The sequence below is a fragment of the Streptomyces sp. NPDC047886 genome (genome assembly GCF_043204435.1).
Lineage (GTDB): Bacteria > Actinomycetota > Actinomycetes > Streptomycetales > Streptomycetaceae > Streptomyces.
Window position 1 is genome coordinate 321,541 of record NZ_JBIDCF010000002.1, and the last position, 19,095, is coordinate 340,635.

Sequence of the window (19,095 nt, forward strand, 5' to 3'; positions counted from 1 at the left end):
TACGGCCCCGGGGCGGATGTCCCGCCGGGCGCCGGGCGGCAGGCTGGGACCGGCTCGTCGCCCCCCACGTGGGGAGGGGGCGACGAGCCGGACGGGACGGGAACGGGCGGCACGTGCCGTGTCACCCGGCGGGCCGGTCAGCGCAGCAGCACCCCCGCGGCCTCCACGGTGGCCTCCGTGGGCGCCGCGACCAGGCCCATGTCGGCGCCCACCGCGAGCAGCCGGTGCGCCGGCAGTATCCGCACGGTGTAGCCGAACGGGCCGGTGCGGTCCAGGGTGAGCGGGCCCTCGTACACCCAGCGGCCCTGCTGGTCGGGCCCGCCCGCGGGCTTGAGCGGGAACGTGCGCGCGTCGGTCAGCGTGTCGTGGCTGTCCACCCGCCCGGCGACCGCCTGGACCTCGATGTCCTCGGGCTGGAGGTCGCCCAGCGTCGCCCTGACGCGCAGGCTCAGGGTGGAGCCCAGCTCGGCGACGCCGCTGGCCTCGTCCACCTCGACGTGGTCGACGGCGACGCCGGGCCAGGCGGCGCGCACCCGGGCCTTCCAGGCGGCGAGTTCGCGGGCCGCCGTGAGGTCCAGCGACCGGTGGGCGAGGGCGGCGGGGGCGTACAGCTTCTCCACGTACTCGCGCACCATGCGTCCCGCGAGCACCTTGGGGCCGAGGGCGGCGAGGGTGCGGCGGACCATCTCGATCCACCGGTCGGGCAGCCCGCCCGCGCCCCGGTCGTAGAAGCGGGGCGCCACCCGCTCCTCGATCAGCTCGTAGAGGGCGTTCGCCTCCAGGTCGTCGCGGCGCTCGTCGTCCGTCGTCGGGCCGTCGGCGGTCGGGATGGCCCAGCCGAAGTCCGGCTCGTACCACTCGTCCCACCAGCCGTCCCGTACGGACAGGTTGAGGCAGCCGTTGAGCGCGGCCTTCATCCCGCTGGTCCCACATGCCTCCAGGGGGCGCAGCGGGTTGTTGAGCCAGACGTCGCAGCCCGGATAGAGCTTCTTCGCCATCGCCATGCCGTAGTCCGGCAGGAACACGATCCGGTGGCGGACCCGCGGGTCGTCGGCGAACCGCACCAGCTCCTGGACCAGGCGCTTGCCGCCGTCGTCCGCCGGGTGCGCCTTGCCCGCGACGACGATCTGCACCGGGCGGGTGGGGTGCAGCAGCAGTTCGCGGAGCCGCGCGCGGTCGCGCAGCATCAGGGTGAGCCGCTTGTACGAGGGGACGCGCCGGGCGAAGCCGATGGTGAGGATGTCCGGGTCGAGCACCCCGTCGATCCAGCCGAGTTCGGCCGCCCCGGCGCCCCGCTCGCGCCACGAGGCGCGCAGCCGGGTCCTGACCTCGGTCACGAGCTGCTCGCGCAGTTCGCGGCGGAGCTCCCAGATGGCGGTGTCGTCGATGTCGGCGACGGAGTCCCAGCGCTGGGAGCCGCCGACGCTGAGGGCGTCCTCGGCGCGCTGGGCGCCGATCTGCCGGGCGCCGAGCCGGAAGACCTCGGGCGCGACCCAGGTGGGGGCGTGGACACCGTTGGTGATGGAGGTGATGGGCACCTCCTCCGCGTCGAAGCCCGGCCACAGGCCGGCGAACATGCCGCGGCTGACGGAGCCGTGGAGACGGGACACGCCGTTGGCGCGCTGGGCGAGGCGCAGGCCCATGACGGCCATGTTGAACAGGTTCGGTTCGCCGCCGGGGTAGGTCTCGCGGCCGAGCTGGAGGATCCGGCCGACGTCGACGCCCGGCAGTTCGGCGCCCTCGCCGAAGTGGCGGGCGACGAGGTCGCGCTCGAAGCGGTCGATACCGGCCGGGACCGGGGTGTGGGTGGTGAACACGGTTCCGGCCCGTACGGCCTCCAGCGCGGCGTCGAAGGCGACGCTCTGGCCGTCCCGCTCACCGGCGTCCATCAGCTCGCGGATGCGTTCGAGGCCGAGGAACCCGGCGTGGCCCTCGTTGGTGTGGAACACCTCGGGCGCCGGATGGCCGGTGAGCTCGCAGTACTCCCGGACCGCGCGGACCCCTCCTATTCCCAGCAGCATCTCCTGGAGGAGCCGGTGCTCGCTGCCGCCTCCGTAGAGCCGGTCGGTGACGTTGCGTTCGCCGGGGCCGTTCTCCTCGACGTCCGAGTCGAGCATGAGCAGCGGTACGCGGCCGACCTGGGCCACCCAGATGTGCGCGTAGAGGCAGCGGCCGGCCGGGAGGGCGACCGTGACCCTGCTCGGGGTGCCGTCGGGGCGCCGCAGCAGGGTCAGCGGCAGTTCGTTCGGGTCCAGGAGGGGATAGTGCTCCTGCTGCCAGCCGTCCCGGGAGAGGGACTGGCGGAAGTAGCCGTGCCGGTAGAGCAGGCCGACGCCGACGAGGGGGACGCCGAGGTCGCTGGCGGCCTTGAGGTGGTCGCCGGCGAGGATGCCGAGGCCGCCGGAGTACTGGGGCAGCGCGGCCGTCACACCGAACTCGGGCGAGAAGTACGCGACGGCGGCGGGCAGCTCGCCGCCCTGGGCGTTCTGGTTCTGGTACCACCTGCGGCCGCGCAGGTAGTCGTCCAGGTCGTCGGCGACCGCGGCGACACGGCGCAGGAAGCGGCGGTCCTTGGCGAGTTCGGCGAGGCGCACGGCGGACACGGAGCCGAGCAGCCGCACCGGGTCGCCTCCGCAGGTCCGCCAGCCGTCGGGGTCGACGGCCTGGAACAGTTCACGGGTCTCGGTGTGCCAGGACCAGCGCAGGTTGCGCGCGAGGTCGCTGAGTGGTCGAAGGGGTTCGGGGAGAACGGGGCGCACGGTGAATCGACGGATTGCCTTCACGTGTTCCACCTTCGCAGGGAGATACGTACAGTGGCGGACGCGCCACGGTACGCGTCCGCGTTCCTTGCGACGAAGGTAATGCTCCCGTGCCACGCACGGCCACGGCGCACGGCGCGCACGACACGCGGGGCGCACTCGGGGGAGCGCGAAGACGGCGAGGGCCCCGGCGCACGGCCAGGCGCGACCTGCGGGGTTCCCGGCGGAGTTCGGGCGGCGCTTCGGGGGTCCCGGCGGGGTTCCGGCGGGGTTCCGGCGGCGCTCCCGGGGGTCCCGGCGGGGTTCCGGCGGCACCTCCCCGGCGGTCCGGCGGGGTTCCGGGCGAGCTCCCGAGTGGCGGCTCGGGGCTCGGTGGGCGACCGTCAGGACCGGTGCGTCAGGCCGGTGTCGTCAGGACCGGGCGGGCTCCCTCCGGAGTTCGTAGGGCGACCCGAGGTTGACCGTCGCCGGGTCGAACGCGCCGGTCGCGGCGTACCGGGCGGCGATCTCGCGGCGTTCGGCGGGCGGGATCACGGTGTCGATGTCCGTGAAGCCGCCGGGCGCCCGTTCATGGGCCAGGTTGATGACGACCTCCGGCCCCAGCCTCCGGTTGGCCCGCTGGAGTTCGGTCATCGCGGGCCGGCGCGCGGCGTCGTACGCGGCGAGGGCCTCCACCGGGTCGCGGTGCAGGGCCATGGCGTGGGCGAGCGCGCGGCCGTCCACGATGGACTGGGTGGCGCCGTTGGACCCGATCGGGTACATGGCGTGGGCGGCGTCCCCGATCAGGGTGACGCGGCCGTGGCTCCAGCGGGACAGCGGCTCGCGGTCCACCATCGGGTACTCGTACGCGGCGTCGGCTGCGCGCAGGACCTCGGGGACGTTGATGCCGTCGAACTCCCAGCCCTCGTAGTGGTGGAGGAACCTGGTGAGCGGTACGGGCCGGTTCCAGTCGCCGCGCGTGGCCTCGTCCACGGCGTCGGCGGGCATGGCGAGGGCCCAGTTGACCTGGACGTCCGGCTCGTTGAGTGTCGCCTCGGTCATCGGGTAGACGACGGCTTTGCGCCGGTCGTCGCCCGCGATGACCATGAACGGGGCGGTGTCGCGTGCAGGCATCCGGGAGACGCCGCGCCACACCAGCATGCCGTTCCAGGGCGGTTCGCCCTCGTCGGGATGGAGGGCGGCGCGCACGGTGGAGCGGATGCCGTCGGCGCCGATCAGCACGTCGGGCTCGAGTGAGGCCCGGCTGCGGACGGTGCCGTCGTGGTGGTCGAGCCGGACCCGGGCGCGGCCGTCGGCGAGCCGCTCCAGGCCGGTGACGCGGGCACCGGGGACCAGGGCGCAGGAGCCGAGCCGTTCACGGACGGCCTCGGCCAGGACGTGCTGGAGGTGGGCGCGGTGGACGGACAGCTGGGGCCAGCGGTAGCCGGCGCGCAGTCCGCGTTCCTCGCGGGCGACGAGTGCGCCGCTCACGTGGTAGTAGCGCAGTTCCCTGGTGCGTACGGCGCGGGTCTCCAGCCGTTCGACGAGGCCGAGCGCGTCGAGTTCGCGCACGGCGTTGGGCATGATGTTCAGCCCGGCGCCCACGGATCGGATCTCGCGGGCCGCCTCCACGACGGTGATCCGTTCGAATCCGTTGTGGTGCAGGGCGAGCGCGGCGGTGAGCCCGGCGATTCCGCCGCCGGCGATGAGGATGTGCGGGGTCATGTCCGGCCGTCCTCTCACGCGGCCGGTGTGCGGGGCCGTTCGGTGGCCTGGCGCACCAGCGTCTCGTTGTCCCGGGTCAGATCGAGTACGGCGCGCAGCAGGGCGACGGGCGCGCCGCCGCTGCCCGCGTCGTACAGCTTCAGGTCGTCGCTGTACGCCTTGCGGGCGATGCCGATGTGGCGGGCCCGGAACGTCTTGAGGATGCGCAGGACTCGGGACAGCGAGACGGCGGAAGCGATGAGCTGCGGCGGCAGCCGGTGCACGGTCTCCCAGCTGAGGGCGCCGGCGAGTTTGCTGACGGCGGAGACGCCCGTCTTGTGCGTGGTGTAGAAGGCGCGCCAGGACGGCAGGCTGTACTCGACGGACTCGTCGAGGAAGCTGTCGTAGCGCGGGTCGGAGCGGTCGCACTGCCAGAGCGTCAGGTCGACCAGCCACAGCGGGACCTGGGCGGCCGCGGGGCCGAGGTAGTCGCGGCCCGCGACGTCGATCTCCTCGAAGTAGGAGCGCAGGGTCCTGGCGAAGAACTCGGGCGTGACGTTGGCGACGGTGAAGTCGATGGAGTCGACCATCGCCTGGACGTGGTGGGCGGTGCGGTCGAGGGCGAGCGCGAACCCGGGTTCGTACGGTTCGAGGCGGGCCAGTTCGCCGCAGGTGTCCAGCGCCGCGACGAGGCTGGGGAACACCATGCGGACGGCGTCCTGGAGGTGGGCCTCCATCGGTTCGCCGGTGTACATGCGCTGGCGGCGGCCGAGCGGGTTCCAGGTGGTGTAGTGGTGCACGGTGTCGCGGGGCACCATGTCGGTGCGGCGGCCGAGTTCCTGGAGGACCGGCAGGACCTCGGGGACGGCGGCGACGGGTTCGGTGCCGTGCCGTTTCAGGGAGCCGAGCAGCAGCCCGAGGTCCCGCATCCCGGCGAGCGCCTCCACGACGCTCCACTCGGCGACCCGGTCGAGGTCGGGGACGAGGGCGCGCAGGGCGACGGTGAGCGCGGGCACGTCGGCGTCGCGGTTCATCGCGGGGACGGCGGCCAGCAGGGCGTCGGCGCCGAGCGGGTCGGCGGCGCGTATCTCGGCTATGCGGTAGCGCGGTTCGGCGCAGGTGTCGAGACCTGGCGCGACGAGGTCGTACAGGGTCAAGGGATCCCCCCTGGGGCGTGTGGATGGAAAGGTGCGCCGTCCGCTCGCAGTGGGGCGGCCGGGCGCCGGGCGGAACGTTCCGGCCCGGCGTCCCGGCCGTGGGCGGCGGGCGCGGCGGCGGCCGTGGGGCACGCCGCCCTCGGTCAGCCCGGCACGCGGTCGGTCACCGCGCGTCCCCGGTCTGGTCCTGGCGCGTCGTCGGGCCGGGAGCGGGAGCGGGTACGGGCGTGGAGTCCTTGGACAGGGGCGCGGCCCCGGACAGGGGCGCGGCCCCGGACAGGGGCGCGGGCGCCGCGGGGACGGGCGCGGGGAGGCGCAGCCGTACGGAGAGCAGGGCGGCCGCCGCCGCGAAGGCGGCGCCGACGAGCAGCGCGGCCTGGAACCCGGCGGTCTGCGCGGCCGGTGTCGCCGTGTCCGCGCGGGTGGTGGCGACGGCCACCAGGACGGCCAGGCCGAGGACGGAGCCGAACTGCTGGCTGGTGTTGATCAGCCCGGACGCGAGGCCGGTCTCCTCGGGCGCGGCCTCGGCGGTGGCGGCCACGTTGGTGGTGACCATGACCAGCGGCAGGGCGACGCCGATGACGAGGCTCGGCGCGAGGACGGTGGTGACGAAGGTCCCGTCGGCGCGCAGGGCGAGCGCGAGCCACAGCAGGCCGGCCACGAGCAGCCCGAAGCCGAGGGTCATGGTCCTGGGCAGTCCGAACCCGGCGATGATCCGGCCGGTCTGCGGGGCGGTGGCGACGACGACCAGCGAGAGCGGCAGCAGCCCGAGCCCGCCGATCAGCGGGGAGTACCGCAGCACGCTCTGCAGGTAGAGGCTGACCAGGAAGAACATCGGGAACATGGCCATCTGGCCGAGGGCGCTCAGTCCGTTGGCGAGGCGCAGCGCGGGCCGCTTCAGCACTTCGGGCGGCACCAGCGGCAGACGGACCCGGGTCTCCAGTACGGCGAAGGCGGCGAGCAGCGCGAGTCCCGCGCCGCCCGCGACCAGGGTCCGGGCGGCGAGCCAGCCGGTCTCGCCCGCTCCGACCAGGGCGTAGGCGACGAGGCCGAGGCCGCCGGTGGCGGTCAGGGCGCCCAGCAGGTCGAAGCGCCGCTCCGCGCCGCGTGTCCCCGGGCCGATGAGGCGCGGGGCGAGCAGTCCGATGAGCGCGGCGACGGCGACGTTCAGCCAGAACGTGGAGCGCCAGCCCAGCAGGTCGGTGAGGACACCGCCGAGCACCGTGCCGAGTACCCCGCCGAGGCCGCCCATCGCGGCGAACGCGCCGAGCGCCTTGTGCCGTCCCGGCCCGTCCGGGAACAGCACCAGCAGCAGCGCGAACGCGGCGGCCGCGGCCAGCGCGGCGCCCACGCCCTGGACGGCGCGGGCGGCGACGAGCGCGGCGGCCGAGCCGGCCAGGCCGCCCGCCGCGGACGCCGCGGCGAGCAGGGCGAGGCCGGTGAGGAACACCTTGCGGTGGCCGAAGTGGTCGGCGGTGCGGCCGCCGATGAGGAGCAGCCCGCCGAAGGTGATGAGGAAGGCGTTGGCCACCCAGGACAGCCCGGCGGAGCCGGAGCCGAGGTCGTCGCCGATCGACGGCAGCGCGACGTTGACGATCGCGGTGTCCATGATCAGCAGCAGCTGTGTGGAGGCGAGCAGCGCGAGCGCGGCGCGCGCCTTCGGAGCGGCGCCGTTCACCGCGCCGCCCTTCGCCGCACCGGCCCGCGCCACACGGTCCCGCACCGAACGGGCCTGTGTCCAACGGGTCCGGACCGCACGGCCCTGGGCCGCCGAGACCGCGCCGGCCCCCGCAGCGCGGCACTGGACCGCTCGGCCCCCCACCGCTCGGCCCCGCGCCGCACCGCCGCGCCCCTCACCTGGACGCCCCGGTGGTCCGGGCGGTGTCCGCCAGGCCGTAGCCGTCCAGGCAGGCACGGGCGAGGTTCTCGCAGCTCGCGCTGTCGCCCTCCCACGCCTGCTGCGTCAGATAGACGTGGGGGGCGCCGTGGTAGAAGCGCTCGTACTGCTCGTGGCGTCCGGCGAACTCGGAGCCGAGGGCGTCCCAGGCCAGCTTCAGGAGCTTGATCCGCTGTTCGGCGGGGGTGCCGGGCGAGCGGATGTACTTCTTGACGAGCGGGCCGAGCTCCGGGTGGAGCAGGTCCTCGCCGGAGGCGGGAAGCTGGATGACACCGCCTCCGGCGAGGAGTTTGACGTCCTGGAGGGTCTGCGGGTAGAGCTCACCGGCCATGATGCGCTGCGCGAAGGAGATGTCCTTGCCCGGCGCGACGCCGCCGCGGCCGCCGTCGACCTGTTCGTACGACGCCTCGGCGGCGAGCACGAACGCCTTGGCCTGGGCGACCCTGCCGAGCAGTCGGCCGATCACCTGGGTCACCTGGGGCAGCTGGTAGGTGTTGTTGGCCTTGGTGAGGAGGATGGCGACACCGGTGAGGAATTCGAGCTTCGTCCAGAAGCGGGTGGCGGCCTGGTGCGTGAAGTTGAGGTAGGCGGGGGTGTGCCACCACATCCGGAACGAGGCGTCGACGTCGCGGTACGTGAGGACGTTCTCCCACGGGACGAAGACGTCGTCGCAGACCAGGAGGGCGTCGTTCTCGTCGAAGCGGGCCGAGAGCGGGTTGTCGTAGACGCTGCGGGCCTGCGCCTCGTAGGAGGTGCGCGAGACGAACTTCAGGCCGGGCGTGTTCACCGGGACGGAGAAGCAGACGGCGTGCTCGACGTCCTGCGGGGCAAGCGGTTCGATGGTGCCGACGACGACCTCGTTGCCGAAGACGGCCGCCGTGCCGATCATCTTGGCGCCGCGCACGACGATCCCGCCGTCCTTCTCGGCGACGACCCGGACGACGAGGTCGTCCTCCTCCTGCTCGGCGGCGGACCGGGTGCGGTCGATCTGCGGGTTGGTGATGGTGAAGGCGGGGTACAGGTCGCCGTCGGCGAGCCGCCGGTGGTACGCGACGGCGTTCGCGGCGCCGTCGTACGTGCCGCCGGTGAACACCTCCGGCAGCGCGGCGAATCCGGCGGCGCCGCCCGCCATGTAGTCGGGGGTGCGGCCGAGGAAGCCGAAGCTCGCCTCCGCCCACACCTTGTACGCCTTACGCCGGGCGACCAGGTCCTCGTAGCCGCGCGGGATGTGGAACGCGCGGTGGACACCGTCCCGGGTGAGGAGCGGGGTGTGCTCCGAGTCGTGCGCCAGGTCGTACAGACCGGCGAAGGACGCGGCGGTGTTCCGGAAGGCCGGGTGCCGGGTGACGTCCTCGACCCGCCGGCCGTCGAGCCATATCTCGCGGCCGTCGCGCAGCGATTCCAGATAATCCTGACCGGACCTCGTCACCTTTTCTCCTCTTGCGGAACGGCATTGCCGGAGCAGAGCCTGTCCGGCCCCACCCACCTGCGGCAATGAACGTCCGTCCTGTGGTCCTTAAGAACCGGCCAGCCGATTCCGGCCGATTCCGCCCGGTCGGGCGTGACCCGTGCCGGGTCAGGCGGGACTCGCGGCATGGGTGCGGTATTCGCCCGGCGTCTTGCCGAACCACTTCCGGAACGCCAGATGGAACCCGACGGCGCTCTGGTAGCCGACCCGCTGCGGTACCGCGGACTGCGGTACGGAGGTCTCGCCGAGCAGCCGCGCGGCCTCCTGCATGCGCCGCCCGGTGAGATGGCGGGCCGGTGCCTCGCCGACGAGTTCGCGGAACGCGGCGGTGAACGCCGACCGGGACATGCCGACCTCCCGGGCGAGGGACTCGATGGTCCACGGTTCGGCGAACCGGGTCGCGATCATCACCATGGCGCGGCTGATGCCCGGGTGGCGCAGCACCGGCAGCGAGGACGGGTTCTCGGTGAACTCGCGCAGCAGCGGGCGCAGGGCGAGCACGAGGGCCATCTCGAAGGCCCGCAGGGTGATCAGCCGGTCGCCGGGTCCTGTCGGCCGGTCGGGCGCGGCGAGCAGCCGCAGGGTGTCGCGCAGCAGCGGTTCCCGCTCGACCTGGGAGCGGTCGAGGACGAGCACCCACGGCAGGGCCTTGTACAGGCCGGTGGCGGCGGAGGAGTCGTAGTGGAGGCCGGCGCACAGCAGGCTGCTCTCGGGGCCGTCGCCCTCGATGCGGATCTCGCGGGAGGTTCCGGGGTGCCGTTCGGGCAGGACCGCCTTGAGCGGTACGCCCTGCCGTTCGGGCTCGTCGGAGATCCGGTGCGCGGTGCCGGTGGGGAAGACGGCGAGGTCGCCGCTGTGCAGCCGCCGGTCCGTCTGGCCGTCCGCGGTGATCCAGCACCCGCCGTCGATGACGTAGTGCAGGATCGCGCAGCTCTGCTCGGCGTCGCCCTCGATGGCCCAGGGCGCGTTGACGCGCCAGCGGCTGTCGAACACCCCCGTGAGGCGGAGCGGCTTCAGCAGCTCGCTGAGGAGGTCGTCTTTCTCGTGCGCCACGGTGTCCATGGACGATCCTTCAACCCCCGCCCCGGTTTGTTAATTGATCGGCCAAAGCCGCCGCCGTCAGCCTGAAAGGTGCCGTGAGGCAGCAGTCACACCCTATCGAAGGGCCCTTCAGGCATATGTCCGATCACATTCCGATGCGCGTCGCTGTCGTGGGAGCGACCGGTTTCCAGGGCGGTGCGGTCGCCCGTCTCCTGGCCGAGCGGAAGCACCGGGTGCGTACGCTCACCCGTCGTCCCGAGGGCGACCGTCCGCCGCTGCCGGGCGTGAGCTGTGCCTCCGGCGACCTGGCGGACGCCCATGCCGTACGGGGACTGTTCGACGGGGCGACCCATGCCGCCGTCGTGATGCCGCTGGTCTACGACCCGGACCGGGTACGCGCCTACGCCCGCAACATCGCGGCCGCCGCCCGGGACGCGGGGGTGCGCCGGCTGGTGTACAACGCCAACACGCGGATCCCGGCGGGCACGACGGCGGTGGCGGCGTTCGAGACGCGCCGCGTCACGGAGGAGGTGCTGCGCGACAGCGGTGTGCCGCTGGTGGTGCTGCGCCCGCCGGTGTACCTGGACAACCTGTTCAGCCCGTGGAACGGCCCGGCGCTGGTGAACGAGGGCGTGCTCGCCTATCCGCTGCCGGCCGGGGTGCCGACGGCGTGGATCTCGCACCGGGACCTGGCGGAGGCGGTGTACGCGGCGCTGACCGTGGACGGTGTGGACGGGCGGGTCCTGGACATCGGCGGTGACCGCACGCTGACGGGCGAGGAGCTGGCGGCCTCGTTCGCGCGGGGCCTGGGGCGGGACGTGCGGTACGTGCCGCTGGACCCCGGCGTGTTCGAACAGGGTCTCGCACAGGTGCTCGGCGCGGAGGCGGCGGCCGGGGTCGCGGGCATCTACCACTACATGGCGTCCGGGGCGGATCCGCGGCTGATGGCGGGTGACGGCGGCGCGTCGGCGCGGGCCCTGTCGGTGAAGCCGGCACCCGTCGAGGAGTGGGTGACGCGCCAGCCGTGGCAGGTCTGGACGAGCGACCCGGAGGAGCGCGACGCGCGGTCCACGATGTGAGAACGCGCCCCTGACACACCCGGCACGGCAACCGGTCCCGTAATTACACCGAACGGGGCCGGTTTCCGCTGTTCGGCTACGGCCCGGTAGTTAACGAGGCCCCGGATTGCCCACCCGAGGGGTGTGGGAAGGCTCCTCCGGTACCCGCCCACCCGAGTGAACCCGGAGAGGAGCGGTGATGCCTGCGCACGCTCATGTGTCAACGGAGCAGCTACAAAGAGCGATACCCCGTAAGCAACCCTCAGGTGATGCTGTGAACTCGCTGATTGGTCGTATTCCCGTACTGGACGTACGTCCGCTGGTCGACTGCGGCAGAAGGCCCGCCAAGGCGGTGGCCGGTGAGACCTTCCAGGTCACCGCCACGGTCTTCCGCGAGGGTCACGACGCGGTCGCCGCGAACGTGGTACTGACGGATCCGTCGGGCCGGTCCGGCCCGTTCACCCCGATGAGGGAACTGGCCCCCGGCACGGACCGCTGGGGGGCCGAGGTGACCCCGGCGGCCGAGGGCCGCTGGACGTACCGGGTCGAGGCGTGGAGCGACCCGGTCGCCACCTGGCGGCACCACGCCCGGATCAAGGTGCCGGCCGGCCTGGACACGGAGCTGGTCCTCGCGGAGGGGGCGGCGCTGTACGAGCGGGCCGCCGACGGGGTCCCCAAGAGCGAGGGCCGCGAGGCGGTGCTCGCGGCGGTGGACGCGCTGCGGGACGAGCGGCGCGCCCCGACGGAGCGGCTCGCGGCCGCGCTGGCGGCCGACGTGGACGAGGCCCTCTCGCGGCACCCGCTGCGCGAACTGGTCTCCTCCTCCAAGCCGTTGCCGCTGCTGGTCGAGCGGGAGCGGGCGCTGTTCGGGTCGTGGTACGAGATGTTCCCGCGCTCCGAGGGGGCGCGGTACGAGGGCGACCGGCTGGTCTCCGGTACGTTCCGCACGGCGGCCGAGCGGCTGCCCGCGATCGCCGCCATGGGCTTCGACGTGGTGTACCTGCCCCCGATCCACCCGATCGGCGTCACGCACCGCAAGGGCCCGAACAACGCGCTGACGGCCGGTCCGGACGACGTCGGCGTGCCGTGGGCGATCGGCTCCCACGAGGGCGGCCACGACGCGGTCCACCCGGACCTGGGGAGCCTGGAGGACTTCGACGCGTTCGTGGCGCGGGCCCGGGAGCTGCGCCTGGAGGTCGCGCTGGACTTCGCGCTCCAGTGCTCGCCTGACCACCCGTGGGTGAACAAGCGGCCCGCCTGGTTCCACCACCGGGCGGACGGCACCATCGCGTACGCGGAGAACCCGCCGAAGAAGTACCAGGACATCTACCCGATCGCGTTCGACACGGACATGCGGGGCATCGTCCGCGAGACGGTGCGCGTGCTGCGGCACTGGATGGCCCACGGGGTGCGGATCTTCCGGGTGGACAACCCGCACACGAAGCCGGTGGTGTTCTGGGAGAAGGTCATCGCGAACATCAACAGGACCGACCCGGACGTGATCTTCCTGGCGGAGGCGTTCACCCGGCCGGCGATGATGCGGACGCTCGCCTCGGTCGGCTTCCAGCAGTCGTACACGTACTTCACCTGGCGCAACACCAAGGCGGAGCTCACGGAGTACCTCACCGAGCTGTCCGGGGACGCCGCCGCCTACATGCGGCCGAACTTCTTCGTGAACACCCCGGACATCCTGCACGCCTACCTCCAGCACGGCGGCAGGCCCGCCTTCGAGGTACGGGCCGTGCTCGCCGCGACGCTCTCCCCGACCTGGGGCGTGTACGCCGGGTACGAGCTGTGCGAGAACACCCCGCTGCGCGCGGGCAGCGAGGAGTACCTCGACTCGGAGAAATACCAGCTGCGCCCCCGGGACTGGGAGGCGGCGGAGCAGCAGGGGCGGACGATCACACCGCTGATCACCACGCTGAACCGGGTCAGGCGCCGCCATCCCGCGCTGCGCCGGCTGCGCTCACTGCACTTCCACCACACCGACAACGACGCGGTCATCGCGTACAGCAAGCGGTCGGGTTCGAACGTTGTTCTGGTGGTCGCGAACCTCGACCCCCACCACACCCAGGAGGCAACGGTCTCGTTGGACATGCCGGAGCTCGGCCTCGACTGGCACGAGACCGTACCGGTGCGCGATGAGCTCACCGGTGACACCTATCACTGGGGCAGGGCCAACTATGTGCGCCTAGAGCCGGGCGTCACGCCCGCGCACATCCTCGTACTCCACAGCGCCCTGCGACCGTCTCCCCCGATCGGAGGGTCACCCACATCATGATCGTCAACGAGCCCGTCCACGACACGTTCGAGGACACGCCCGCGAAGGACCGGGATCCCGACTGGTTCAAGCGCGCCGTGTTCTACGAGGTGCTGGTCAGGTCCTTCCAGGACAGCAATGGCGACGGCGTCGGCGACCTCAAGGGCATCACAGCCAAACTGGACTATCTGCAGTGGCTCGGCGTGGACTGCCTCTGGCTGCCGCCGTTCTTCAAGTCCCCGCTGCGGGACGGCGGTTACGACGTCTCGGACTACACCTCGGTGCTCCCGGAGTTCGGTGACCTCGCCGACTTCGTGGAGTTCGTGGACGCCGCACACCAGCGCGGCATGCGGGTGATCATCGACTTCGTGATGAACCACACCAGCGACCAGCACCCGTGGTTCCAGGAGTCCAGGGCGAACCCCGACGGACCGTACGGCGACTACTACGTCTGGGCCGACGACGACAAGCAGTACCAGGACGCGCGGATCATCTTCGTGGACACCGAGACGTCCAACTGGACCTTCGACCCGGTCCGCAAGCAGTACTACTGGCACCGGTTCTTCTCGCACCAGCCGGACCTGAACTACGAGAACCCCGCCGTGCAGCAGGAGATCCTGTCGGCGCTGCGGTTCTGGCTGGACCTGGGCATCGACGGCTTCCGGCTCGACGCCGTGCCGTACCTGTACCAGGAGGAGGGCACGAACTGCGAGAACCTGCCCGCGACGCACGCCTTCCTGAAGCGGGTCCGCAAGGAGATCGACGCGGCCTACCCGGACACGGTCCTCCTCGCCGAGGCCAACCAGTGGCCCGAGGACGTCGTGGACTACTTCGGCGACTTCGCGGGCGGCGGCGACGAGTGCCACATGGCGTTCCACTTCCCGGTGATGCCCCGCATCTTCATGGCGGTGCGCCGCGAGTCCCGCTATCCGGTATCGGAGATCCTGGCGAAGACCCCGGCGATCCCGGCGGGCTGCCAGTGGGGCATCTTCCTGCGCAACCACGACGAACTCACGCTGGAGATGGTCACGGACGAGGAACGTGACTACATGTACGCGGAGTACGCCAAGGACCCGCGTATGCGCGCCAACATCGGCATCCGGCGCCGGCTCGCCCCGCTCCTGGACAACGACCGCAACCAGATCGAGTTGTTCACCGCCCTGCTGCTGTCGCTGCCGGGGTCGCCGATCCTGTACTACGGCGACGAGATCGGGATGGGCGACAACATCTGGCTCGGCGACCGGGACGCGGTGCGCACGCCGATGCAGTGGACGCCCGACCGCAACGCGGGCTTCTCGTCCTGCGACCCGGGGCGGCTGTACCTGCCGACCATCATGGACCCGGTGTACGGGTACCAGGTCACCAACGTCGAGGCGTCGATGTCGTCCCCGTCGTCGCTGCTGCACTGGACCCGGCGGATGATCGAGATCCGTAAGCAGAACCCGGCCTTCGGACTCGGCTCCTACACCGAACTGCCCTCGTCGAACCCGGCGGTGCTGGCGTTCCTCCGGGAGTACGGCGACGACCTGGTGATGTGCGTGCACAACTTCTCGCGCTTCCCGCAGCCGACGGAGCTGGACCTGCGCCAGTTCAACACCCTGCATCCGGTGGAGCTGATCGGCGGGGTGCGATTCCCCGCCATCGGTGAATGGCCGTACCTGCTCACCCTCGCGGGGCACGGCTTCTACTGGTTCCGGCTCCGCAAGGACCGGGCGCTGCCCACGAAGGCGGGCGCCACCTCCTCGAACACCCGCAAGGCAGCGAAGAACCGCGAACCCGCGCGCCCCACGGCCCGTACCGAGCGCCCGGGACGCCCGGCCGACTCCGTGTAGCACATCCGGTCAGGCGGCGCTCGCCGGGCGCCGCCCGCCGAGGGGGTTCTCGGGGCGGGGCGTTTCCCACGCCCCGCCCTGGGAACTCTCCCCCTCATACGTCGATTCGGGTCTATCCGGATCTTCCCCGCCCGACACGTCCCGCACAGCCGGACAGCCATCGCCGCATTCCGGGACACTCTGCACATTCCGTGCATTCTGTAGTACCCGGGGAAAGGACGCGCTGCCATGTCGGAGACCGCATCCACCGCCCGGGCACCGGTCGCTCTGCTGCCGTCACTCGTCCCGCTGCTCCACGCGTGGCTGCCCCACCAGCGCTGGTTCGCCGGGAAGGGCCGCCCCGTCACCGGCTTCTCGCTCGTCTCCGCCACGGAACTGCTGCCCGTCGACACGGCGGGAACCGGCCTGCTGCATCTGCTCGTCCGCGTCCAGCAGCCCGGCCTCGCCGCCGCGCCCGCCGCCGGGGACTGCTACCAGGTGTTCCTCGGCGTACGGGAGACCCTGCCGCCGCAGCTCGCACCGGCACTGATCGGCCACGTCGAGGACGGCCCGCTCGCCGGGCGCACCGTGTACGAGGGGCTGCGCGACCCGAGACTGGCCGCGCTCCTCCTGGAACGGCTGCGCACCCCCGGGCCCATCGGACCGCTGCGGTTCTCGCGGACCGTGCCGATCCCGGACGGGCTCGCCGCGCGCGTCCTCGACGCCGAGCAGTCCAACTCCTCCCTCGTGTACGGCGACGCGTACATCCTCAAGGTGTTCCGCCGCGTCTACCCGGGCGCCAACCCCGACCTGGAACTGCCGCTCGCGCTCTCCCGGGCCGGCTGCGCCCGGGTGCCCGCGCCCGTCGCCTGGTACGAGGCGGGGGCGGGCCGCCCGGACGCCAGCACCCTCGGTGTCCTCCAGCCGTATCTGCGCGGCTCGCAGGACGGCTGGCAGCTCGCCCTCGACGCGCTCGCCACCGGACGGGACTTCACCGCGGAGGCGCGGGCGCTGGGCCGGGCCACCGCCGAGGTGCACACCGCGCTCGCCGGAGCCCTGCCCACGGTCCGGCTCGGCCGGGCGCAGACCGAGAACCTCGCCATCGCGATGAGCCGCCGCCTGGACGCCGCCACCCAGGCGGTGCCCGCGCTCATGCCGTACGTCCCCGGGCTGCGCGCCGCGTTCGACGCGGTCGCCGGACGGGTCGGCCGCGGCGGCGTCCCGCGCGCCCAGCGCGTCCACGGGGACCTCCACCTGGGGCAGACCCTGCGCACACCGGACGGCGAATGGGCGGTGATCGACTTCGAGGGCGAGCCCGCGAAACCGCTCGCCGAGCGGCGCCGGCCGCAGCCTCCCGTGCGGGACGTCGCCGGGATACTCCGCTCCTTCGACTACGCGGCCCACTCCTGCCGGCCCTGGAATCCGGCGTGGGCCGAGCGCTGCCGGGACGCGTACTGCGCCGGGTACGCGGAGACCTCCGGCAGCGACCCTCGCGCGGACGCGGCGCTGCTCAGCGCGTACGAGACCGACAAGGCCGTGTACGAGGTCGTCTACGAGGCCCGGCACCGGCCCGACTGGCTGCACGTCCCGATGGCGGCGATCCGGCGCCTCGCCGCACGGCACCCCGCCACTCCCTGACCCTCCCGACCCCCGAAACCTGAGGAGGCCATTCCCCGTGACCCCCCGTCGTCCGGCCCGCAAGCCGGCCACCGCCACGAGAAGCGTGCAGGCCGCGCCCCCGACCACCGCACTGGAGGCCCCGCCCGGCAAGCCGCCCCGGCCGCGCGCCGGGGGCGACGGTGCCCCGGCGCACCCCCTGGACGGAGACGACCGGGCGCGGCTGCTCGCCGGTGAGCACCACGACCCGCACGGGCTGCTGGGCGTGCACCCGGTCCCCGGCGGGGTGGCGTTCCGGGCGCTGCGCCCGAACGCGCGCGCGGTCTCCGTCCTGGTGGACGGGGCGCGGACCGCGCTGCACGACGACGGTGACGGCCTCTTCTCCGGGGTGCTCCCCCTGCCGGCCGCGCCGTCCGACTACCGCCTGCTGGTGTCGTACGACGAGACGGAGATCGAGGTCCTGGACCCGTACCGGTTCCTGCCCGCCCTCGGCGAACTCGACCTGCATCTGATCGGCGAAGGCCGCCACGAGCAGCTGTGGACGGCGCTCGGCGCGCAGGTGATGACCCATCAGGGCGTCACCGGGACACGGTTCACCGTGTGGGCGCCGAACGCGCGCGGGGTGCGGCTCGCCGGTGACTGGACGTTCTGGGACGGCACGGGCCTGCCGATGCGGTCGCTGGGCCGCAGCGGCGTGTGGGAGCTGTTCGTCCCCGGCATCGACGAGGGCACCCTCTACAAGTTCGAGATCACCGGACCCGACGGCGGCCACTCGCTGCGCGCCGACCCGATGGCGCGGCGCACCCAGTGCCCGCCGGAGACCGCGTCGGTGGTGACCGCGTCCCACCACGAGTGGGGCGACCAGGAGTGGATGGCGCACCGGGGGGACCGCCCCGTCCACGAGGCGCCGTTCTCCGTCTACGAGGTGCACCTGCAGTCGTGGCGGCCCGGTCTGACCTACCGCGAGCTGGCCGACGAGCTGCCCGCCTACGTCAAGGGCCTCGGGTTCACGCATGTCGAGCTGATGCCGGTGGCCGAGCATCCCTACAGCCCCTCCTGGGGCTACCAGGTCACCTCCTACTACGCGCCCACGGCCCGGCTCGGCACCCCGGACGAGTTCAAGGCGCTGGTCGACGCGCTGCACCGGGCGGGTATCGGCGTGATCGTCGACTGGGTGCCCGCGCACTTCCCCAAGGACGACTGGGCGCTGGCCCGGTTCGACGGGACGCCGCTGTACGAGCACCCCGACCCCCGGCGGGCCGAGCACCCCGACTGGGGGACGCTGGAGTTCGACTACGGCCGTACGGAGGTGCGCAACTTCCTCGTCGCCAACGCCGTCTACTGGTGCGAGGAGTTCCACATCGACGGCCTGCGGGTCGACGCGGTCGCCTCGATGCTGTACCTGGACTACTCCCGCGAGTACGGGGACTGGGCGCCCAACGAGCACGGCGGCCGGGAGAACTTCGACGCCGTCGCCTTCCTGCAGGAGATGAACGCCACCGTCTACCGCCGCTGCCCCGGTGTCGTCACGATCGCCGAGGAGTCGACGGCCTGGGAGGGCGTCACCCGCCCCACCGACCAGGGCGGTCTCGGGTTCGGCCTGAAGTGGAACATGGGCTGGATGCACGACTCGCTGGTGTACGTCTCCAAGGAGCCGGTGCACCGCAAGTACCATCACAACGAGATGACGTTCTCGATGGTGTACGCGTACAGCGAGAACTACGTCCTGCCGATCTCGCACGACGAGGTGGTGCACGGCAAGCAGGCGCTCGTGTCGAAGATGCCGGGCGACTGGTGGCAGCGGCGCGCCAACCACCGGGCGTACCTGGGCTTCATGTGGGCCCACCCGGGCAAGCAACTGCTGTTCATGGGCCAGGAGTTCGCCCAGGGCGCGGAGTGGTCGCACGTCGAGGGCCCGGAGTGGTGGCTGCTGGCGGACGACTACCACTCGGCGGGCGACCACCGGGGCGTAAGGGAGCTGGTCCGCGATCTGAACGGCGTGTACGCCGCCTCGCCCGAGCTGTGGCAGCGGGACACCGTCCCGGAGGGCTTCCAGTGGGTGCTGGGCGACGCGGCGGACGACAACGTCTTCGCGTTCCTGCGGTTCGACGCGCACGGCACGCCGCTGCTGGCGGTGACCAACTTCTCGCCGGTGGTGCGCGAGGACTACCGGCTGTGGGCGCCGGACGGGGTCTCCGCCTGGGCGGAGGTCCTCAACACGGACGCCCCCGAGTACGGCGGCAGCGGCGTCCGGAACAGCGACCCCGTGAAGCGGGAGTCGGACGGCGTCCGGATGACGCTGCCGCCGCTGGCGACGGTCTGGCTGAAGCCCGTCTAGACGGCC

The 19,095-nt window shown here is 72.5% G+C and carries 11 protein-coding genes; 5 read left to right on the forward strand and 6 right to left on the reverse strand.

Annotated features, from left to right (window positions below; all coding sequences use genetic code 11):
- Positions 1–137: 137 nt before the first annotated feature.
- The 6 genes from glgP to ACGF5U_RS07205 all read right to left on the reverse strand — a co-directional run bounded on the left by glgP (position 138) and on the right by ACGF5U_RS07205 (position 10,026).
- The gene (gene glgP / locus ACGF5U_RS07180; RefSeq protein ID WP_392711005.1) at positions 138–2,783 is read right to left on the reverse strand and encodes an alpha-glucan family phosphorylase; all 2,646 of its coding nucleotides are present in this window, start codon (positions 2,781–2,783) and stop codon (positions 138–140) included.
- A 387-nt stretch (positions 2,784–3,170) separates the two neighbouring features.
- The gene (locus ACGF5U_RS07185; RefSeq protein ID WP_392711007.1) at positions 3,171–4,463 is read right to left on the reverse strand and encodes a flavin-dependent oxidoreductase; all 1,293 of its coding nucleotides are present in this window, start codon (positions 4,461–4,463) and stop codon (positions 3,171–3,173) included.
- 14 nt (positions 4,464–4,477) lie between these two features.
- Positions 4,478–5,599 (reverse strand): monodechloroaminopyrrolnitrin synthase PrnB family protein, encoded by a 1,122-nt coding sequence (locus ACGF5U_RS07190; protein ID WP_392711009.1) that lies wholly within the window; start codon positions 5,597–5,599, stop codon positions 4,478–4,480.
- Between the two features lie 163 nt (positions 5,600–5,762).
- Complete coding sequence (locus ACGF5U_RS07195) at positions 5,763–7,322, reverse strand: MFS transporter (protein ID WP_392711011.1); 1,560 nt, start codon at positions 7,320–7,322, stop codon at positions 5,763–5,765.
- A 130-nt stretch (positions 7,323–7,452) separates the two neighbouring features.
- Positions 7,453–8,925, reverse strand: a complete 1,473-nt coding sequence (locus ACGF5U_RS07200) for a 4-hydroxyphenylacetate 3-hydroxylase family protein (RefSeq protein WP_392711013.1) — start codon at positions 8,923–8,925, stop codon at positions 7,453–7,455.
- 147 nt (positions 8,926–9,072) lie between these two features.
- Positions 9,073–10,026: an AraC family transcriptional regulator gene (locus ACGF5U_RS07205; protein WP_392711015.1), complete on the reverse strand. Its 954-nt coding sequence runs from the start codon at positions 10,024–10,026 to the stop codon at positions 9,073–9,075.
- Between the two features lie 116 nt (positions 10,027–10,142).
- On the opposite strand from ACGF5U_RS07205, the gene ACGF5U_RS07210 reads away from it, so the two are divergent.
- The 5 genes from ACGF5U_RS07210 (at position 10,143) to glgB (ending at position 19,089) form a co-directional block, all read left to right on the forward strand.
- Complete coding sequence (locus ACGF5U_RS07210) at positions 10,143–11,084, forward strand: SDR family oxidoreductase (protein WP_392711017.1); 942 nt, start codon at positions 10,143–10,145, stop codon at positions 11,082–11,084.
- Positions 11,085–11,346: 262 nt separating this feature from the next.
- On the forward strand, positions 11,347–13,344 hold the full coding sequence (locus ACGF5U_RS07215; protein ID WP_392711300.1) for an alpha-1,4-glucan--maltose-1-phosphate maltosyltransferase: 1,998 nt from the start codon (positions 11,347–11,349) through the stop codon (positions 13,342–13,344).
- Positions 13,341–15,155, forward strand: coding sequence for a maltose alpha-D-glucosyltransferase (gene treS / locus ACGF5U_RS07220; protein WP_392711019.1), 1,815 nt, complete (start codon positions 13,341–13,343; stop codon positions 15,153–15,155). The genes ACGF5U_RS07215 and treS overlap by 4 nt, the downstream gene beginning before the upstream one ends.
- 228 nt (positions 15,156–15,383) lie before the next feature.
- Positions 15,384–16,772 carry a maltokinase gene (locus ACGF5U_RS07225; protein WP_392711020.1) on the forward strand — a complete coding sequence of 463 codons (1,389 nt, stop codon included), beginning with the start codon at positions 15,384–15,386 and terminating at the stop codon, positions 16,770–16,772.
- A gap of 37 nt (positions 16,773–16,809) precedes the next feature.
- Entirely contained in the window at positions 16,810–19,089 is a 2,280-nt protein-coding gene (gene glgB, locus ACGF5U_RS07230; protein WP_392711022.1) for a 1,4-alpha-glucan branching enzyme, read from the forward strand.
- The last annotated feature ends 6 nt before the right edge of the window (positions 19,090–19,095 follow it).

What these genes read in the sequence shown, in the direction of transcription:
- ACGF5U_RS07185 (WP_392711007.1), bottom strand. Translation starts at nt 4,463, where the DNA reads ATGACCCCGCACATCCTCATCGCCGGCGGCGGAATCGCCGGGCTCACC.
- ACGF5U_RS07205 (WP_392711015.1), bottom strand. Translation starts at nt 10,026, where the DNA reads ATGGACACCGTGGCGCACGAGAAAGACGACCTCCTCAGCGAGCTGCTG.
- ACGF5U_RS07210 (WP_392711017.1), top strand. Translation starts at nt 10,143, where the DNA reads ATGTCCGATCACATTCCGATGCGCGTCGCTGTCGTGGGAGCGACCGGT.
- treS (WP_392711019.1), top strand. Translation starts at nt 13,341, where the DNA reads ATGATCGTCAACGAGCCCGTCCACGACACGTTCGAGGACACGCCCGCG.
- ACGF5U_RS07225 (WP_392711020.1), top strand. Translation starts at nt 15,384, where the DNA reads ATGTCGGAGACCGCATCCACCGCCCGGGCACCGGTCGCTCTGCTGCCG.